Genomic DNA, 17,932 nt, shown 5'->3' on the forward strand with positions numbered 1-17,932 from the left:
GCCGCACGCGTAGGCATCCGGTGTCCTATCTGGCGGCGTGGTAGGCTACCACGCACCACCATCGTGACCACCATCCGGCGCATCGCGTTCGCCGTCGGCGACACCGCAGGACACGTGATGCCGGCGCTCGCGGTCGCCGAGGCGTGGACCGCGATCGCGCCCATCGACGTCCGCATCTTCGCGTCGCCCGGCGGCCCGGCCGCCGGCCTGGCCGCGCAGGCTGGTCACGCCGTCGAGATGGTGCCGGCCTCGGCGCTGGCGCGCGTCGGACTGCCCGGTCGCGTCGCCGCCCTGGCGCGCGTGGCGCGCGGCGTCCCTCGGGCGCGCGCCCGGCTGAGGGCGCATGGTTCGCGGCTGGTGATCGGCACGGGCGGGTACGGTTCGGGTCCCGTCCTGCTCGCGGCGCGCAGCCTGGGCCTGCCCACGGCCCTCATCGAGCCCAATGCCGTGCCCGGCCTGGCCAACCGCCTGCTGCGCCGCTGGGTGCAGCGGGCCTTCGTCAGCGCGGAGGCACCGCGCGCGTACTTCGGCGCCGACCGGGCGATCGTCACGGGCACGCCCGTCAGTCCGTCGCTGGCGGCGCGACTCGCGGCCGGGCGTGTGGCGCCCGCCGGCGAGGTGCGCGTGCTCGTGATGGGAGCGTCGCGAGGCGAGCACTTTCTCGGCGAGGAGATGCCGTCGTTCCTCGCGGCGGTCCAGGCACGGGCCGGTCCGCGGCTGCGGGTGCGTCACCAGGCGGGTTCGCTCGACGCGGCCCGGCTCGCGGCCGCGTATGCCCAGGCAGGCGTCGAGGCGACCATCGAGCCGTTCCTGGCCGACGTGGCGGGCGCGCTGGGCGAGGCCGACGTGGTGGTCACGCGTGGCGGCGCGGTCACCCTCGCCGAGCTCGCGCTCGCCGGCCTGCCGGCGCTGATCGTGCCGCTGGCCGACGCAGCCGAGGATCACCAGGCGCGCAACGCCGAGGCCCATGCGGCTCACGCGGCGGCGTTGTGGGCGCGGGAAACCGCGTGGTCGCGCGAGGCGCTCGCGGGTGCCTTCGCCGAACTCATCGCGTCGCCGACCCGATGGCAGGCCATGTCGGAGGCGGCGCGCGCGCTGGCGCGGCCAGGCGCGGCGGCCGAGGTCGTGCGGCACTGCGAGTCGTGGATGGCCGGCCGATGGTGACCACCTACCTCCTCGCGTTCCTCGTCGCGCTGGCGGTGTCGGCGGCGATCACGCCGCTGGTGGAACGCACCGCCGTGCGCGTCGACATCCTCGACCGCCCCGGCGGCCGCAAGCTTCACGCCTCGCCCGTGCCGCGCGTCGGCGGCGTCGGCGTGGCGCTCGGCCTGGCTGCCGCGCTCGGGGCGTGCGTGATGTTCGACGCGCACGCCGGCATCGGCACGGCGGGCCTCGAGGGCCTCCTGCCGACGATCAGCGGCGCCCTGCTGATCTTCGCGGTCGGCCTGTGGGACGACATCGACCCGCTCTCTCCCGCCCTCAAGCTGGTCGCGCAGGTCGCGGCGGCGGCCATCGTCGTCGGTGCGGGCATCGGGATCACGCGCGTCACCGTGCTGGGCACCACGTACGACCTCGGCGCCGCGGGGCCCCTGCTGACCGCGTGCTGGATCGTCGGCATCACCAACGCATTCAACCTGCTCGACGGACTCGACGGGCTGGCCGGCGGCCTGGTGACGATCGCCGGCGCGACCTGCGCCACCGTGCTGATCGCGCGCGGCGAGCACGTCGGCGCGCGACTCCTGGTCGCCCTGGTCGGCGCGACGGTCGGCTTCCTCGCCTACAACCTGCATCCGGCCCGCATCTTCCTCGGCGACGCGGGCAGCCTGCTGGCCGGCTTCCTGCTGTCGGTCACCGCCATCACCGGGCAGCAGAAGGGCGCGACCACCCTGGCTGCCGGCGTCCCGCTGCTGATCTTCGCGCTGCCGATTGCCGACACCGGACTGGCGATCCTGCGCCGCGTCGTGCTCGGGCAGCGCGATTCGGCGCCAGGCATGCGGAGCCGCCTGCGCGCGCTCGGTCGCGTCGTCCGGCCCGACAGCGACCACCTGCACCACCGCCTGCGCAAGGCCGGGCTGCCGCCGACGCAGACGGTGATCGTCCTGTACCTGCTCGCGTGCCTCTTCTCGGCGACGGCGCTCTACTTCATGGAGGTCCCGTGACCACGCCCGATCCGGCAGCGATGCCGGACGCGCCAACGCCAGAGGCGCCGCAGGTCGCGCATGCGCCGGCCTGGACCCTGGCCCTCGTGATCGTGGCGTTCCTCATCAGGCTGCTGCCACCCTGGCTGGCGGTCTTCGGCGAGGACCACGTCTCGTTCCTCGAGTCGGACGCCTGGTACCACATGCGGCTCGTGGACGCGCTGCTGCACGACTTCCCGTGGCGCATCTGGCATGACGCCTACCTGGTCCACCCGGGAGGCGAGCCGGTCAATGCCGGCCCGATGTTCGACTGGCTGGTGGCGCTGCCGGCGTGGATCCTGGGGCTCGGCGCGCCCACGGCGCGCTTGACCGATGTGGTCGGCGCGGTGGTGCCACCCGTGATCGGCGCGCTGACGGTGGTCCCCGTCGTCGGCCTCGGCGCACGGCTGTTCTCGATGCGGGCCGGCCTGTGGGCGGGGCTGCTGTTTGCCGCGATGCCGGGACAGACGCTGCAGCGGTCGCTGCTCGGCTTCACCGACCACCACTGCGCGGAGACGCTGTTCAGCACGACGGCCCTGCTGTTCCTGGTGAGGGGCCTGGTGGACTCGACGCACCGCCGACGCGACGCATTCCTCGCGGGCGGAGCCCTCGGGTTCTACCTGCTGACCTGGGGCGGCGGCGTGTTCATCGTGGTGCTCGTCGTCGCATGGGCGATCCTGGCGATGGCGGCGCGCATCTGGCGAAGCGCGGGCCTGGACGACATCACGACCGTCGTCACGCCGATGCTGGGCGTCGCCGGCGTGATGGTGCTGCCGTGGGCGCGAACGCGGCCGCACTTCGCCTACCAGCTCGGCGCGATCGCCGGCGGCCTGCTCGTGCTCGTGGCACTGCGCGCGGCAGCCGCGCAGGCCAGCCGACGCGGCTGGAGCCGCGGCCGGTTGCTGGCGGCGCTCGGCGGGGCGGCGCTGCTCGCGATCGGCGTCGCGGCGCTGGCCATGGGCGACAGCCTCGGATCGCTGCGCGGCGACGTCGCCCGGGTGTCGCCGTTCCGCACCGACACGGTGGTGACCGAGGCGCGACCGCTGCTGGCATCACCGCGCCTGATGAAACCTGTGCCCCTGTGGCGGGAGTTCGGCATCGGCACCGTGCTGGCGGCGCTCGGCGCCGGCGTGCTGGCCGGCGCCGCATCACCGGCCACCGGCGCTGCCCGCGGCCTGTTCGCGCTGTGGACGGTCGTGGCCCTTGGCGCAACCGTGGGCCAGGTGCGCTTCACGTACTACCTCGGGGTGAACGTCGCGTTGCTCTCGGGCGTCGCCCTCGAGCGCCTGCTCGCGACGACCGCGCGCCGGCCATCGCTGCGCCTCGCCGGTGCGGCCATCGCGGTCGCCGCCATCGTCGGGCCCGGTGCGCCGGAGTTACTGGCCATGCGCTCGTCGGTGGCCTGGCCCGACAGGAACTGGGTCGATGCCCTCACCTGGATGCAGGGCAACACGCCGGAGCCGTTCGGCGACCCCGCGGCATACCTGGCCAGCCACGTCGACAGGCCCTCGGCGTACGGCGTGCTGGCCTGGTGGGACTCCGGCTACTGGATCACGCGCATCGCCCGCCGGGTGCCGGTGACCAACCCGCGGCAGACCGCGATGCAGGACGTGGCGCGCTTCCTCGTGGCCACCGATGTCGCGGAGGCACGCCACGTGCTCGATCGCCTTGGCGCCCGGTACGTGATCGTCGACGCCCAGCTGCAGGTGCGGCTTCCGGGCGAGCGCCGGTTGCCGGGATTCTTCTCGGCGATCGAGCGGACCGCCGGTGGCGATGGCACGCCGCGCTGCGAGTCCTTCGTCGATCGGCGCAACGGCATGCGGACGGACCTGTGGTGCGCGCCCGAGTACCACCAGGCGATGGCGATGCGGCTGTACCTGCACGGGGCCCGAGCCGTGACCGACGTGACGCCGGTGCGCGTGGTGCGGTTCCGGCGACGCCGCGGCGCCAGGGAGGTGCAGCACTCGTGGGACTTCCCCGATCTCGCGACGGCACGGTCGTTCGCCGCCGCGCAGGACGATCCCACGACGATCCGGGTGGTCTGCCCGGATCTCCTGCGAAGTTGCGTGCCGCTGCCGGCGCTGCCGGAGTTCGTGTCGCGGTACCGGTCGCTTGGCACCGAGGGCGCGGCGTTGAACGGACCCGCGCTCGTGCACGTGTTCGAGTACCGGCCCGACATCGCACCGTCGGTACCGGCCAACGCGCCGACGACGCGGCACTAACCCGATCCCCGATCCCCGACCCTAGGCTTCGCGCCCCCTGATGGCCCACCGCAGCTTGGCCGACGCGGCGCGCCGGTTGGCGAACGTCTCGGCCCGGGCCGAGCGGACCACGGTGCGTGCGACGCGTGCATAGGTGCCGCGGCGGTGCCCCTCGCGGAACGCCTGCTTCACGCGGCGATCCTCGCCCGAGTGGAACGTGAGCACCACGACGCGCCCGCCCGGCGCGAGACACCGCGGCAAGGCTGCCAGCAAGTCGTCGAGCGCGCCGAGCTCGTCGTTGACCATGATGCGCAGCGCCTGGAAGGTGCGGCGCACCGACATCTTGATCTCGGCTTTGGGCAATGCGGGCAGGACGGCCGCCAGCGCCTGGCGGACCTGGCGCTCGAGTGCGTGGGTCGTGTCCGGCCGGGTGGCCGTGAGCCGCTCCGCGATCACGGCGGCGTGGGGCTCGTCGGCAAAGCGCGTGAGCACATCGGCGAGCGCGGGCGCCTCGAGGTGCGCGAGGAGATCGGCGGCCGGCGCGCCGGTCGTCGGGTCGAGCCGCAGGTCGAGCGGCCCCGGAAGCTTGTAACTGAACCCGCGCGCTGCGGTGTCGTGCTGCATGCCCGACACGCCGAGGTCAACGAGGATGGCATCGGCTCGCCCGTGGCCGGCCTCGGCCAGCACGTCAGGGAGGTGGCGGAAACTCGCGTGCTGCAGGGTGAGGATGTCGGGGCCGTGCCCCTCGGCACGCAGTCGTGCCTCGGTGCGGGGCAGCTCGATCGCATCGACGTCGAGCCCGAGCAGGTGGCCCCCCGGAGTCAGGCGCGCGAGGATCTCGCGCGCGTGGCCACCGCCGCCGATGGTGCAGTCGACCACGAAGGCGCCTGGCTCGGGCCGCAGGTGGCCGAGGACCTCGGCCACCATGATCGGCCGGTGCGACGCTACTTCGGGCGGACCATCGACCATTCGACCGTGTTGCCCATGGCCGTGGCGTCGCCGGTGATCGCCTCGCCCTTGACCGTGCCCTTCATCTCGTACGCCATCGTGCCGCCCGAGGGACGCTCGCGCGTGATCACGAAAGCAATCGCATCGCCCTTGATGGTGCCGGACTCGATGGGCCACACACGGCCGCCCCCGAGGTCGAAACTGCCCTTCAGCGTCTCGCCCTCGACCTTGAGATCCACCTTGGCCTCGACGGTCCCCATCGGGCTGTTCATGGTGAACTTCCAGGCCCCGGCCGCTGGCGACTCGGCGCCGAGCACGGTGGTAAGGGCGGCAATCAGCAGGGCGGTCAGGATGGTGCGCATGTCGAGGTCCTCCGAGCGGCGCACGATGTGGCGCCCGCCTCTGGGACGCGATCCTCAGGGCAGGCGTTTCACGAAGACGTTGGCGAACTCCACCCGGCGGCCGGCCGGCACGATTGCGATGCGCCCCTGCGCGGGCAGTGCCTCCTGCGGCGCATTGTCGACGAGCGCCTGCCCGTTGAGGTGCGCGGTCAGGCGCGTGCCCTGCACCCGCTGCACGAGGCGATTCCACTGCCCGGGCTTCTGCGCCGCGCCGTCCTGGCGCGGCACGACGATGGCCCGGACGCCCGGGAGCATGCGCGCGGTGGGCGCCGGCCCCGGTTGCAGCGCGGCGGGCTCGTCCTCGTCCACCCACCGCCAGTCGGCGATCACCTCGACGTCGCCGAAGGTTTCGGCAGAGAGCAGGGGCAGCGGGCGGCCTGTGGGGTCGGCCTCGTGGCTCAACGTCCAGTCCTTCGCCTTCCAGTACAGCGCACGGTCGGCCGGCACAATCCAGCCAGACAGGGTCTTGCCGTCGTAGAGGGCGCGATGCCCCTGGAACTCGGTGGCCACCTGCGCGGGGGTGATCGTGCCGGAGGGCGGCAGCTCGCGGATGCGGATGTTGCGGAAACGCACGGGCGCGCCCTCCGACTCCAGCGCGATGTAGCCCTTGCGCGGCGAGATGTCGTAGCCACCCGACACCTCCTTGCCGTTGACGGCGAGCTTGAGCGTTCCGTTGCGCGCCGTGATCCGGTAGTGGTTCCACTCGCCCGGCCCCTTGGCGCGGCGCTCGCTGGGCAGGCTGCGCATCGCGCCCTTGGGGTGCGGCCGGTCTGGCGTGAGGACGGCGCCGTGGATCGCGAAGACGTCGCCGTGACTGGTGTAGGTGTCGGAGTTGCGCCCGTCGAGCACCTGCACCTCGATGGCGCGCAGGAAGGGCTGGCCGCGCGCCGGCAGCGCGTCGGCCCACACGAAGACGCCGGCGTTGCCCATCGGCTGTTCGTGGAGGTACTCGAGCTCGAGCACGAAGTTCTCGTACATCCGCTCGGTGCGGATCTCGCAGATCGGCACGCCGGTGACGGCGATGACCCCGTCGCGCACCGAGAAGGTGTCGGGGGCGCAGTTGATGTTCACCCACCCCGACAGGGTCCGTCCGTCGAACAGCGGGACGAACGGCTCGTCCTGGGGAGCGGCCGCGCCCATCGACAGGACGGCAGCCATCGTGACGGCGACAGGCATGCGCATGTCGCGAAGTCTACAGGAAGGACCCGGCCGGGCCGGGGCCACTCGCCGCCGCCGTCGAGCCTCGACGCGGGGCAGGTCGGCGATACTTCCCCCGATGCGCCAATCGCTGCTCACGCTGCTGGCCCTGTCGGGCCTCGCCATGTCCATCGCTGGCCAGGCGCCGGCACCGCCACCACCGGCACGCGAGGCGTTCCACCTGTTCCTGCTCGCCGGGCAGTCGAACATGGCCGGGCGCGGCAAGGTCGAGGCCAGCGACACCGTGCCGAGTCCGGGCATCCTCATGTTCGATCGCGGGCGCACGTGGGTGCCGGCGGTCGACCCGATGCACTTCGACAAGCCGGTCGCCGGCGTGGGGCTCGGGCGCCCCTTCGCCCTGCGCGTGCTCGAGGCCAACCCCGGGGTCACCATCGGCCTCATCCCGACGGCCGTCGGCGGCACGCGCATCGACCTCTGGCAGCCGGGCGCGTTCGACGACGCCACGAAGAGCCATCCCTGGGACGACGCCATCGCGCGCGCCACCGCGGCGCTCCCGAGCGGCACGCTGAAGGCCATCCTGTGGCACCAGGGTGAATCGGACGCGACACCGGAGCTCGCGCCGGCCTACGAGGCAAAACTGCACGCGCTGATCGCGCGCTTCCGCACCACGCTGCGCGCGCCGGAGGTGCCCTTCATCGTCGGTCAGTTGGGCCAGTACCCGGATGTCCCCTGGGACGATGCCCGCCGCATCGTCGACGCGGCGCACCGATCGCTGCCCGCCAGGGTCGCCCATACCGCGTTCGTCGCCAGCGACGGCCTGGTGCACGGCGGCGACCGCATCCACTTCGACCGCGCCTCGTTGCAGGAGCTCGGCAAGCGGTACGCCGACGCCTACGCGCGCCTGGTTGCCCCGGCGCGCTGATCGCCAACCGCCAGGACGCCGCAGCCGTGACACGTCAAACGTCAGACGTCAGACGTCAGCGTTACCCTTGTCACCATGCCGAGCTCGACCTCCCTGCGCGTCGCCCGCTGGACGGCGGTCCTGTCCCTCGCCCTGTCACCCGGCCTCATCGCGCAGGACGTTCCCCTTCCCGACGCGGTGCGGGCTGCGGCCGACGGCATCACCGCGGCCTCGCTGGCGCGCGACCTCGAGTTCCTCGCCTCGGATGCCCTTCGCGGGCGCGACACGGGATCGCCGGGCTTCGATGCGGCCGCCGCGGACATCGAAGGGCGCCTGCGGGCGGCGGGCCTGACGCCCGCCGGCGACGAGGGCACCTATCGACAGCATTACGAGTTGCAGGAACTCCACGCGGGAACGAACGCGACAGTGACCATCGGCGGCCGTCCCTTCGTGTTCGGCAACGACTTCGTCCTGCGATCGTTTGCCGGGCCGATCAAGGGGCACCTGCCCGTCGTCTACGTCGGCCACGGATGGCGGGCGCCGTCGCGCGGCATCGACCCGTGGAAGGACGTGGACGTGCGCGACGCCCTCGTGCTCGCCCACGGACCCCGCGCGATGCCGAAGGACGCACCCATCACGCAGATCGGCCGCGTTGCCGTCGGCGCGTCGTCGGTGTTCGCGGAGGCGAAGGCGCGAGGCGCGCTCGGCGTGCTGTTGCTGACGCCGTCGGACCCGAAGGCCGACTGGGCCGCGATGCGCGGCGCCAACGTGGTGCGCCGGGAGCTCGTGCCGGCGGTGCCGTCGGCGTACGCGGCCGTGCCGGTGACCTCGCTGCTGCTCGGGCGCCCCGCAATCGATGCGCTGATGGCAGGCGAGGCCATCGATGGCGCCACGCTGCTGGCCCGAGGCGAGGCTGGTGACTACCCGCGCGCATTCCGCCTCCGCAAGCGCATCGCCGTCCACGTGCCGCTGGTGGGGGTGGCCTCGGAGCACCCGTACAACCTCGTGGCCCGCATCGAGGGCAGCGACCCGGTCCTCAAGGACCAGGTGATCACGATCGCGGCGCATCTCGATGGCGCCGTCGGCACCCGGACCATCGACGGGGACCCGATCTACAACGCCGCCGACGACAATGCCACCGGGAGCGCCGGCCTGCTCGCGATTGCCGAGCACCTGATGAAGGGGCCGCGCCCGCGACGCACGATCGTCCTGCTCTGGGACAGTGGCGAGGAACGCGGCCTCTGGGGCACGCGACGGTTCGTGCACCAGCCGCCCGTGCCGCTCGACCGCATCGTCGCGCATGTCAACGTCGACATGATCGGCGCCACTCGGGCACCCGGACGCGCCGACGCCAACTCGGTGGACGCCACCGGCCCGCACGAGGTGTTCCTGATCGGACCCGGCGCGCTGAGCCCGAGCACCGATGCCCTGTTGCAGCGCGTCAACGCGGGGTACCTGAAGATGACCTTCAACCGGCGCGATGACCGGCCCGAGAGCGAGTTCTTCTACCCGCGCACCGACGCCGGACCGTACCTCGAACGCGGCATCCTCACCATCGGGTTCACCACGGGTTCGCATCCGCGGTACCACCTGCCTGCCGACGAGGCGAAGTATCTCGACCCGGCCAAGATGGAAGCGGTGACGCGCACGGTCTTCGCGAGCCTGTGGGCGCTCGCCAACAGCCCGGAACGCCCGCGGATCGAGACCGCCATCCCCGCCACGGTGCTGCGCGCCCCGGCGCCGGAACACTGATGACAACGGCCGCCGCGACCGGCCCCATCGACATTCCCCGTCGTCCGTCCTGAATGGGACGGCCTGGCTTCCAGCGACCCTGCTAGGCGATGTCGCGCAGCGCCGCGCGCGTCGCAATCACCGCGAACGCCGTGAAGAGGACCGCCGACGTGTCGCCGCTCCGGCCCGGCACGAACGCCTGCGCCAGTTCGAGCGCGAACACCAGGGCGACGAGCGCGGCAGGCCACGCCTGCGGCCACGCCGGCATGGACGCACGCCGCGCCCACTCCGCAGCGGCGACGGCCGACAACCCGGCCCAGCCGAACAGCCAGGCGAACTCCAGTGCGCCGATCTGGCGGCCGAAGCCGACGCGCGGCCACCATCCGAAGCCGCGAGCGGCGCGGTGGCCCGACTCAGGGTGCAGTTCGTACGCCGCCATCACCATGACGACGCCAACAAGCAGCACGACCGGCCACACCCGGGCATTGCGCGACTCGCGACCGGCCCGAAGTGCAGCCATGCCGGCGATGGCCGCGATCAGGGCGGCCGTCATGCCGAACAGCTCGGCGTACGACAAGGGCACCCGTGCGAACACGAGCAGTTGGAGGAGCACCGAGGCAGCCGCCAACAACACCAGGCTCGCAGCGCCACCAGCCGCGCTGCGCACCACGAGCCGGCAGGAGGCGGCGATGGCCAGCCACGCGCCGGCGTGTCGCGCCAGGCGCCAGGGATCGAGGCCGTCGAGCGGATCGGCATGCACGAGGAAGCGCAGGTGGGACCGCGCCTGCCCGAGGTCCAGCGAGAACACCCAGGGCATCGTCTCCGAGCCGATCCAGAGCAGCGCGACGGCGAGCGTGCAGGCGCGCAGCCGGAGATCGTCGAGGGCCAGGCTGGGCAGGGCGCGCGGCCACCGGAGCACCATGACCAGGACGCCGACCGCGACCCCCACGCCGCCGCCGGTGGAATTGGCCAGCCAGTCGATGGCCGACGACACGCGGCGCGGCTCGCAGGCCTGCACGAGTTCCATCGTCAGCGAGAAGAGGGACACGGCCAGCGCGCTGACGAGCGCGGCCAGGGCGATCCGCGACGCACGTCGCCGCGCCGGCCACGCCGCCACGACGCAGAGGGCGCCGAGCGGCACGTAGGCCACCACGTTCACGAGCAGGTCGCCGCGCGGGATGCGCTTCGGGACTTCGAGCACGTCGCCGCCGCAGGCCCACGTGCCGCCCGCGGCGAGCGACTGGTAGCCGATGAAGGCCGCGTAGGCGAGGAGGGCGAGGAGGCGGGTCTGCCTCCCGCGTTCACCGGGCGCCGGCGAGGGCACGCACGCTGTCCCAGTGGACACGGACGAACTGCTGGAAGGCGGCCTCGAGGATGCGCTCCTGGTCGCTGTGCGCGCCGAAGCCGAGCTGCACGTCCTCGCGGTCGATCATCGGGCCGATGCCGTAGCACTGGACGCCACGCGCCCGCACCTGCGCCGAGTCGGTCGCGCCGGCCATCATCACCGGCAGCACCGGCACGCCGTACGCGCGGGTGTGCACGTCCACGAGCACGCGCCATGCCTCGGTGTCCAGCCGCGACGGTGGCGCCGCGGGTCGCGTCGCCGTCGTGTCGGGCGGCACCACCTCCACCGCGGGGTCGGCGATCACCTCCCGCAACTGCCGCAGGAAGGTGGTGATGTCCTCGTCGGGCAGGGCGCGGATGTCGAGCGTCGCCTCGGCCTCCGACGGAATCACGTTGCGCAGGTAGCCGCCCTTGACGATGTTGGGCGACACGCTGGTGCGCAGCAGCGTCGCCAGTTGCGGCGCATCGACCGCGAAACGATCGTAGGCGGCCTCGAGATCGCGCCCCTCGGCGACGGCGGCGTACCGCACCGCCTCGTCCGGTGCAACGAGGCGCGACAGGCCCGCGAAGTACGCGCGCGTCGTCTCGTTGAGCCGGAGGGGCGCGCGCCAGGCGCCGATGCGCGCGATTGCCTGCGACAGGTGCAGGATCGGGTTGGTCTGGAGCGGGACCGAGCCGTGGCCGGCGACGCCCCGCGCGACGATCCGCACCGTGTACGGGATCTTCTCCGTGGTGGTGATGGTCGCGTACCGGGCGACGCCGCCGGTGCGCACCACGCTGCCACCCTCGGCAAGGCAGTACTCGGCATCGATCGTCGGCCAGTGGTTGGCGACCATGTGGTTGATGCCGAACGGCCCGTTGCCTTCCTCGCTGGCCTCGGCCAGGAAGATGACGTCGCGTTCGAGCCGCACCCCCTCGCGCTTCAGGCGCAGCATGGTCATCAGCCCGGCGACGACGCTCGGCTTGTCGTCGAGTGACCCGCGTCCGTACACGTGGCCGCCGTCGCGGGTGGCCGAGAACGGCCCGTGCGTCCACTTGGAGGCGTCGACCGTGACCGTGTCGGTGTGGCCCATGACCAGCAGCGGGCGCTTCGCGCCGTTGCCCTTCAGCCGCGCCACGAGGTTGGGCCGCGCCGGATCGCGCGCGAGTATCTCGACAGGAATGCCCTCGCCCTCGAGCACGCCCTTGAGGTACTCGACGACGCGGACTTCGTTGCCCGGGGGATTCTGCGTGTCGAGGCGCAGGATGGCCTGGAAGTGACGAAGCGCCTCGTCCTCGACGGACTCGGCGGCGCGGGCGGGCGCGTCGCCTCGCAGGTGGGCGGAAGCGAGCGCGAGGCACACCCCGAGAGCCGCCAGGCGCAGCCGGTGCATCATGGCGCCATTCTCAGGGCAACGGCGCCCCCGGACAACACGCGCGGGCGGGCCGGGTCGGGATGCCGCACCAGCCCTTGCGTGCCGCAGGCGGTCGCCCCTAGCCGACGACCGTCGGCAGGCGCGCCGACAGCCAGGGGACCACGGCCGCGCACATGTCGGCAATGGCGTCCGTGAAGCGGTGATCGACGCCGGGCAGCGCGACCAGATCCGGGCGGCCACCAGCGGCGGCGCGCGCGTCGATCGCATCGACGAAGGGCACGAGTTCGTCGGCCTCCCCGTGCACCAGCAGCCACGGGATGCGCACGGCGGCGGCTTGCGCGTGCAACGACCCGATCCGCTCGGCGTCGGCCTGCAGCGTGCGATTCCAGATGCAGCCGGGCTTGTCGAGCATGAGGCCCTCTCCCGGGACGAGGTGGCCGAACGTGCGCTGCATGAAGTCGCGCACGTGGAACATGCCGGCCAGCGAGACCAGCGCCGCGAGACGATCATCGCTGGCCGCCCGCAACACCCCCACCGCACCGCCCATGCTGTGGCCGGCGTAGGCGAGGCGCTCGACGCCCCACGCCTGCAGGGCGTCGAGCACGCTGCCGAGGTCGGCGGCTTCCTTGGTGGGCGTCACGTCCTCGAAGCGTCCCTCGGACCTGCCGTTGCCCGCGAACGACACGAGCACGGACGCAAGCCCTGCCCCGGCGAGCGCCTCGGCGAGCTCGGTCTGCCATGGCCGATCCCAGTGCGACGTCACGCCGTGGCCGATGACCACGACGGCCCGCGGCGGGGCGTCGCCCGCGGCGCCTGCCGCGGGCTGGTACGCCACGTCGAGACGCTCGCCCTGCGCGTTGCGGATCGGGAACGGCAGATCGCGTCGATCAGAAGCGGCCAACGCCCGTCCAGATCCCCGGCTCCTCGCCGGTGAACACGCGCCACGTCAGCGACGGCGTGCCGCAGTGGCCTGCGAGGATGTCGACCAGGTGCACGTCAGGCGAGCCCTGATCGGGGCCGGGACCGTAGTGGTACGCGATCTCGTCGCCTGCCGCGATCACCGGCAGGCCGCCATTGTCGGACGGACCGCGCGTCGGCTTGGCGTTGTACCCCCAGCGCGTGTCCACCTTGCGCAGCTCGTCGACGATGTAGTCGAGCCAGGGGTTGTTGCGGTACTTCACGCCGCCCGGGCACGACTGCGCCATCAACTCGGGGCGCTCCGCGTTCTTCTGCTGGATGAACGCCCGGACATCCGGCAGCGGGAGACGCTGGCCGGCAGGCGGATCGGCCGTGCGCTTGGGCAGCCTGATCATCAGGCCTGTCGAGCCCCGCACCGCGCCGAAGCTGGCAACGATGTTGGTGCTGCCGTCGGCGACGGCGGTCACCATCCCACCGTTCGAGATCGTGGCGGCGGCCGAGTTCTCGGACGACCACTGCGCCGAGCTGGTGCGGTCCTCGGTGGCGCCCGTCGACAGGGTGACGGTGGCGGTGAACTGAGCCGTGCCGCCGGCCGTGGTGATCTCGGAGGGCCCCGTCACCCGCACGGCGGTGACCGTCGCCGTCGTCGTGGTCGTCGTGGGCGTCGGCGACGTCACGCTCACCGTGCGCGTCTCCGTGCTGCCTCCGCACCCCACCGCCAGCACCCCGAGGGCCACACACAGGCTGCCCGCTGCGCCCGCCATCCCGAACCGTCCGTGCATTCCGCTCCTCATCATCCGTCTTTCCGTCGCGTGGTCACCCCGTGTGACCCGGGAATTATAGGGAAAAAATTACGCCGACGCCCCATTTTTGACAGGAAAGAGCCTTGGGGGCCTGGCCATGGGACGAGCGCCGCACGAAGGCAGGCGCCGACTTCGCATACCGTAGGGACGTGGCCCGCTTCACTGCCCGACGGACGCTTCCCGGCCTGCTCGCCCTCGGCACGCTGGCCGGCATGCTCGCCCCCCGCGCCTCCGAAGGCCAGACCCTGCGCCTGGTGACCGTGAAGGCCCAGGCGCCCGACTCGGTCACGGCCCTGCGGGGCCAGCGCGTCGCCGTCTCCGCCGACGGCCGCTACGTGGCGTTCTGCTCGGCGGCTCCGCCGGCCGACCTCGTGCCGGGCAAGAACGTCCCGCCGGGCTCGGTGGCGACCCGCAACGTGTACGTGCGGGACATGGTCGCCAACGCGACCGAAGTGATCACCCTCTCGGCGACCGACCCGGGTACGACGAGCGACGGCGCCTGCCTGCCTGACGTGCAGATCACCCCGGACGGGCGGTACGTCGCGTTCAGGAGCAACGCGACCAACCTCCAGTCGGGCACCTGGTCCTACCCCGCCGACGAGAACTCCGGCTGGATCTTCGACCGGCAGACGCGCACCCTCGCGCTGGTGGACGTCGCCGTGCAGCCGTTCCACGCCGGCGGGGTCAAGGAGATGGTGATGAGCGAGAACGGCCGCTTCGTGGCGTTCTCGAGCCGGGGCACCGGGAGCCTCCGGCAGCTGGTGGCCAACTTCATCGACGCCAACGGCGAGTTGCCCGACCTCTACGTCCGCGACATGCAGGCCGGGGTGACGCGCCTGGTGAGCCGCCATCACACCGATCCGAATCGTGGCTCGCCGGCCGGAGTCCCGACGACCACCAGCGAGCATCCGGGCGTGTTCAGCGCCGACGGCACGGTGCTCCTCTTCGCGGCCGCCTTCGCCGAGCTCGTCCCGAACGGCCAGGCCGCCCGCAACCTGTACGTCTACCGCTGGGCCAGCAACACCACGACGCTCGTGTCGGCCCGCACCGGCGAGGCGAACTTCGTCACGGGCGTGACCGTCCACGCCGACGACTCGCCCGGCGTGCCGAGCTTCTCGCTCACCGCCGACGGCGCCTTCGCCGCCTTCGCGGCGTCGACCACGCAGGGCGACCTGACCGCGCAGGCCACCAACGGCCGCCGTAACGTCTACGTGCGCGACATCCGCACCGCCACCGGCCCGACCACGCTGGTCAGCCTCACGCCCGCCGGGCTCGGCGGCAACGGCGATTCACTCCATCCGGTGATCAGCCGGGGCGGGTCGGTGGTGGCCTTCGAGAGCCTCGCCACCGATCTCCTCAACGCGTTCGACGACACGGCCGGCCTGACCGACGTGTTCGCCAGGCCGATGAGCGGCTCGGCGCTCGCCGGACCGGCCGAGTGGCTGACGCGCGACCACTCGGTCCCGTCGGGCGGCAACCAGCCGGCGACGCTCGAGGGCGTCAGCGCCGACGGACGCTACGTCGCCTGGCGCTCGCGCGCCACCAACTACGTCCACTTCTCGGTGGTCGCCGACACCAACGCGGCAGACGACGTGTTCGTGCGCGACCGCGTCGCGGGTACGGTGAGCGTCAAGAGCGTGGTGCCGATCGGCGCCCCCTCGACGGCCGACGCGGCGAGCGGCTCCTCGACCCTGCTGGCCTCCGGGCACACCTCGTTCTTCAGCGAGGCGACCAACCTGCTCGTGACGCCGGCCACGACCGGGATCAACGTCTTCGCACCCGCCCCGGAACTCGCCGACCTGTCGCTGTCGATTGCCGATGCCCCCGATCCCGGGCTGGTCGGCAAGCCAGTCGTGTATGCCTTCACGGTGGCCAACCTGGGGCCGGCCGCGGCCACCGGCGTCGCCTTGCGCGTGCCGGTGCCCGACGGGGCCTCGACGCTCGTGGCGCAGGGCGGCCTGACGCCCGTGGGCGGGGCGATCACCTTCGACCTCGGCTCGATCGCTGCCGGTGCCACCGCCACCCGCACGGTGGCGGTGACCTACGGCGGCGCGCGCGTCGCGTCGGTGAGCGCGACCGTCACCGCGAGCCAGGCCGATCCGGTCGCCGGCAACGACACGGCGACGCAATCGACGGTGATCACCAGCGCGCCCGCGCTGCCGACGCTGACCGGCACGGTCAGTGGCCCGGGCGGCGGCGGGGTGCCCGGCGTCGCGTTGGCGCTCTCCGGCAGCGCCTCCGACACGACGATCTCGGCGGCCGACGGCAGCTACGTGTTCGGGAACATCCCCGTCGGCGGCACGGTGACGGTGACCCCGAGCGCCACCGGATACACGTTCAGCCCGGCCTCGGCATCGCTGACCGACGTCGCCGGCGACCGCACCGCCGACTTCACCGCCACGTGCGCGCCCGCCATCTCGGGCCTGGTGCGCGACCGACAGGACGGCGAGCTCGGCGGCATCACCGTGGCGCTGTCGAACGGATCGACCGTGACCACGCTCACCGACGCGAGCGGCCGCTACACGTTCACCGACGTGACGCCCGGCCAGTCGGTGACGCTCACGCCGAGCCGTCCCGGCTTCACGTTCGAGCCGGCCTCGGTGACGCTGACCACGGCCGCGTGCGGCACCACACCCGTGCCGTTCGTCGCCTCGTCGGGCGCCTACACGCGCTACTTCGCCGAGGGCGCGACCGGCTCGTTCTTCGACACGTCGATCGCCCTGCTGAACGCCAGCGGCGTCGCGACGACGGCACGCCTCACGTTCCAGACCGGCACCGGGCAGGTGGTCACGCGCGACGTGCCGCTCGGGGGACTCCTGCGGACGACCGTCAATCCGAAGACCATCCCGGGACTCGCAGCGGCCGAATTCTCCACCGTCGTGTCCTCCGATCAGCCGATCGTCGCCGACCGCACCATGCGCTGGAACGCAACCGGCTACGGCAGCCACGCCGAGGCGAGCATCGCCGAGCCACGCACGCAGTGGTACCTGGCCGAGGGCGCGACGACCGGCGGGTTCCAGTTGTTCTATCTGCTCCAGAACCCCAACGACGTGCCGACCGACGTGCAGGTGACCTACCTGCTCCCCGCACCGCGCTCGCCGATCACCAAGACCTACCCCGTACCGGCGCGCTCGCGCCAGAACATCTGGGTCAACGTCGAGGATGCGGGCCTGGCGAGCGCCGAGATGTCGGCCGTCTTCACCGCCGGGCTGCCGATCATCGTCGAGCGGGCGATGTACCGCGACGGGCCAGGCCAGATGTTCGCGGCCGGCCACGAGGCCGCGGCCGTCCCCGGCCCGGCCAATCAGTGGTTCTTCGCCGAGGGCGCCACCGGGCCCTACTTCGACCTCTTCTACCTGATCGCGAACACCACGGCGTCGGCGATCACGATCGACGGTCGCTACCTGTTGCCCGACGGCACGGTGCTCACCAAGACGTACACGGTGCCCGCCTTCAGCCGCTTCAACGTCTGGGCCGACTACGAGGAGTTCGCCGGCCGGCCCGGGCTGCCGCTGGCCGACACCGCCGTGTCGGCGACCTTCACCGGCGTGGACGGCGCGGTGTTCGTGGCCGAACGCGCGATGTGGTGGCCAGGCGACGGCTCGCGGTGGTTCGAGGGCCACGTGTCCTCGGGCGCGCTGCGGTCGGGCACCAAGTGGGCCCTCGCGGGGGGCGAGGTGGGCGGCACGCGTGCCAGCGAGACCTACATCCTGATCGCCAACACGTCCAACACCGACGGGACGGTGCTGGTGACCCTGGTGTACGAGGACGGGAGCACGAGCGTGTTCACGCGGCCGGTCAAGGCGAACTCGCGGACCAACGTCGCCGTGGCCAGCGAGGTGCCGGCAGCGGCCAACCGGCGGTTCGGCGCCATCGTCGAGAGCCTGGGCGCCACCCCGGCGCAGATCGTCGTCGAGCGCGCGATCTACGAGAACGCCGGTGGCGTGACGTGGGCGGCAGGTTCGAACAACCTGGGCACGCGCCTGCGGTGACGT

At 72.5% G+C, this 17,932-nt stretch carries 13 protein-coding genes; 6 read left to right on the forward strand and 7 right to left on the reverse strand.

The window, feature by feature from the left end; translation table 11 throughout:
- Positions 1 to 63: 63 nt before the first annotated feature.
- From TBR22_RS23585 to TBR22_RS23595, 3 genes are read left to right on the forward strand one after another with little or no spacing between them, the layout of a single operon-like run.
- A complete protein-coding gene (locus tag TBR22_RS23585) occupies positions 64 to 1,164 on the forward strand; it encodes a glycosyltransferase (RefSeq protein ID WP_239490291.1) in 1,101 nt (366 codons plus the stop codon).
- The gene (locus TBR22_RS23590; RefSeq protein WP_239490292.1) at positions 1,158 to 2,159 is read left to right on the forward strand and encodes a glycosyltransferase family 4 protein; all 1,002 of its coding nucleotides are present in this window, start codon (positions 1,158 to 1,160) and stop codon (positions 2,157 to 2,159) included. Before TBR22_RS23585 ends, TBR22_RS23590 begins: the two co-directional genes overlap by 7 nt.
- Positions 2,156 to 4,399 carry an STT3 domain-containing protein gene (locus TBR22_RS23595; protein WP_239490293.1) on the forward strand — a complete coding sequence of 748 codons (2,244 nt, stop codon included), beginning with the start codon at positions 2,156 to 2,158 and terminating at the stop codon, positions 4,397 to 4,399. Before TBR22_RS23590 ends, TBR22_RS23595 begins: the two co-directional genes overlap by 4 nt.
- Before the next feature lie 21 nt (positions 4,400 to 4,420).
- Here the strand turns inward: TBR22_RS23595 and rsmH are convergent, their stop codons facing one another.
- The 3 genes from rsmH to TBR22_RS23610 are packed head-to-tail and all read right to left on the reverse strand — an operon-like array spanning position 4,421 to position 6,909.
- Positions 4,421 to 5,305 carry a 16S rRNA (cytosine(1402)-N(4))-methyltransferase RsmH gene (rsmH, locus tag TBR22_RS23600; RefSeq protein ID WP_239490294.1) on the reverse strand — a complete coding sequence of 295 codons (885 nt, stop codon included), beginning with the start codon at positions 5,303 to 5,305 and terminating at the stop codon, positions 4,421 to 4,423.
- Positions 5,306 to 5,322: 17 nt separating this feature from the next.
- Positions 5,323 to 5,688, reverse strand: a complete 366-nt coding sequence (locus tag TBR22_RS23605; RefSeq protein ID WP_239490295.1) for a hypothetical protein — start codon at positions 5,686 to 5,688, stop codon at positions 5,323 to 5,325.
- A 54-nt stretch (positions 5,689 to 5,742) separates the two neighbouring features.
- Entirely contained in the window at positions 5,743 to 6,909 is a 1,167-nt protein-coding gene (locus TBR22_RS23610; protein ID WP_239490296.1) for a DUF1080 domain-containing protein, read from the reverse strand.
- A 94-nt stretch (positions 6,910 to 7,003) separates the two neighbouring features.
- Between TBR22_RS23610 and TBR22_RS23615 the strand changes: the two genes are divergently transcribed.
- Positions 7,004 to 7,807, forward strand: coding sequence for a sialate O-acetylesterase (locus TBR22_RS23615; protein ID WP_239490297.1), 804 nt, complete (start codon positions 7,004 to 7,006; stop codon positions 7,805 to 7,807).
- A gap of 75 nt (positions 7,808 to 7,882) precedes the next feature.
- On the forward strand, positions 7,883 to 9,538 hold the full coding sequence (locus TBR22_RS23620; protein ID WP_239490298.1) for a M28 family peptidase: 1,656 nt from the start codon (positions 7,883 to 7,885) through the stop codon (positions 9,536 to 9,538).
- Between the two features lie 82 nt (positions 9,539 to 9,620).
- Here TBR22_RS23620 and TBR22_RS23625 read toward each other — a convergent pair whose 3' ends face one another.
- From TBR22_RS23625 to TBR22_RS23640, 4 genes are all read right to left on the reverse strand, one after another.
- Positions 9,621 to 10,862 carry a VanZ family protein gene (locus tag TBR22_RS23625; RefSeq protein WP_239490299.1) on the reverse strand — a complete coding sequence of 414 codons (1,242 nt, stop codon included), beginning with the start codon at positions 10,860 to 10,862 and terminating at the stop codon, positions 9,621 to 9,623.
- Positions 10,819 to 12,237, reverse strand: a complete 1,419-nt coding sequence (locus TBR22_RS23630; protein ID WP_239490300.1) for a M20/M25/M40 family metallo-hydrolase — start codon at positions 12,235 to 12,237, stop codon at positions 10,819 to 10,821. The genes TBR22_RS23625 and TBR22_RS23630 overlap by 44 nt, the downstream gene beginning before the upstream one ends.
- Positions 12,238 to 12,334: 97 nt before the next feature.
- Entirely contained in the window at positions 12,335 to 13,117 is a 783-nt protein-coding gene (locus TBR22_RS23635; protein ID WP_239490301.1) for a S9 family peptidase, read from the reverse strand.
- Positions 13,104 to 13,916, reverse strand: coding sequence for an Ig-like domain-containing protein (locus TBR22_RS23640; protein WP_239490302.1), 813 nt, complete (start codon positions 13,914 to 13,916; stop codon positions 13,104 to 13,106). The genes TBR22_RS23635 and TBR22_RS23640 overlap by 14 nt, the downstream gene beginning before the upstream one ends.
- A 170-nt stretch (positions 13,917 to 14,086) precedes the next feature.
- Between TBR22_RS23640 and TBR22_RS23645 the strand changes: the two genes are divergently transcribed.
- Positions 14,087 to 17,929 carry a carboxypeptidase regulatory-like domain-containing protein gene (locus tag TBR22_RS23645; protein ID WP_239490303.1) on the forward strand — a complete coding sequence of 1,281 codons (3,843 nt, stop codon included), beginning with the start codon at positions 14,087 to 14,089 and terminating at the stop codon, positions 17,927 to 17,929.
- Positions 17,930 to 17,932 lie beyond the last annotated feature (3 nt).

The sequence above is a fragment of the Luteitalea sp. TBR-22 genome (assembly GCF_016865485.1).
GTDB lineage: Bacteria > Acidobacteriota > Vicinamibacteria > Vicinamibacterales > Vicinamibacteraceae > Luteitalea.

Bases quoted from the DNA above. Each gene is read 5' to 3' on its own strand.
- TBR22_RS23590 (WP_239490292.1), top strand. From the start codon at position 1,158: ATGGTGACCACCTACCTCCTCGCGTTCCTCGTCGCGCTGGCGGTGTCG.
- rsmH (WP_239490294.1), bottom strand. From the start codon at position 5,305: ATGGTGGCCGAGGTCCTCGGCCACCTGCGGCCCGAGCCAGGCGCCTTC.
- TBR22_RS23605 (WP_239490295.1), bottom strand. From the start codon at position 5,688: ATGCGCACCATCCTGACCGCCCTGCTGATTGCCGCCCTTACCACCGTG.
- TBR22_RS23610 (WP_239490296.1), bottom strand. From the start codon at position 6,909: ATGCGCATGCCTGTCGCCGTCACGATGGCTGCCGTCCTGTCGATGGGC.
- TBR22_RS23615 (WP_239490297.1), top strand. From the start codon at position 7,004: ATGCGCCAATCGCTGCTCACGCTGCTGGCCCTGTCGGGCCTCGCCATG.
- TBR22_RS23620 (WP_239490298.1), top strand. From the start codon at position 7,883: ATGCCGAGCTCGACCTCCCTGCGCGTCGCCCGCTGGACGGCGGTCCTG.
- TBR22_RS23630 (WP_239490300.1), bottom strand. From the start codon at position 12,237: ATGATGCACCGGCTGCGCCTGGCGGCTCTCGGGGTGTGCCTCGCGCTC.
- TBR22_RS23640 (WP_239490302.1), bottom strand. From the start codon at position 13,916: ATGCACGGACGGTTCGGGATGGCGGGCGCAGCGGGCAGCCTGTGTGTG.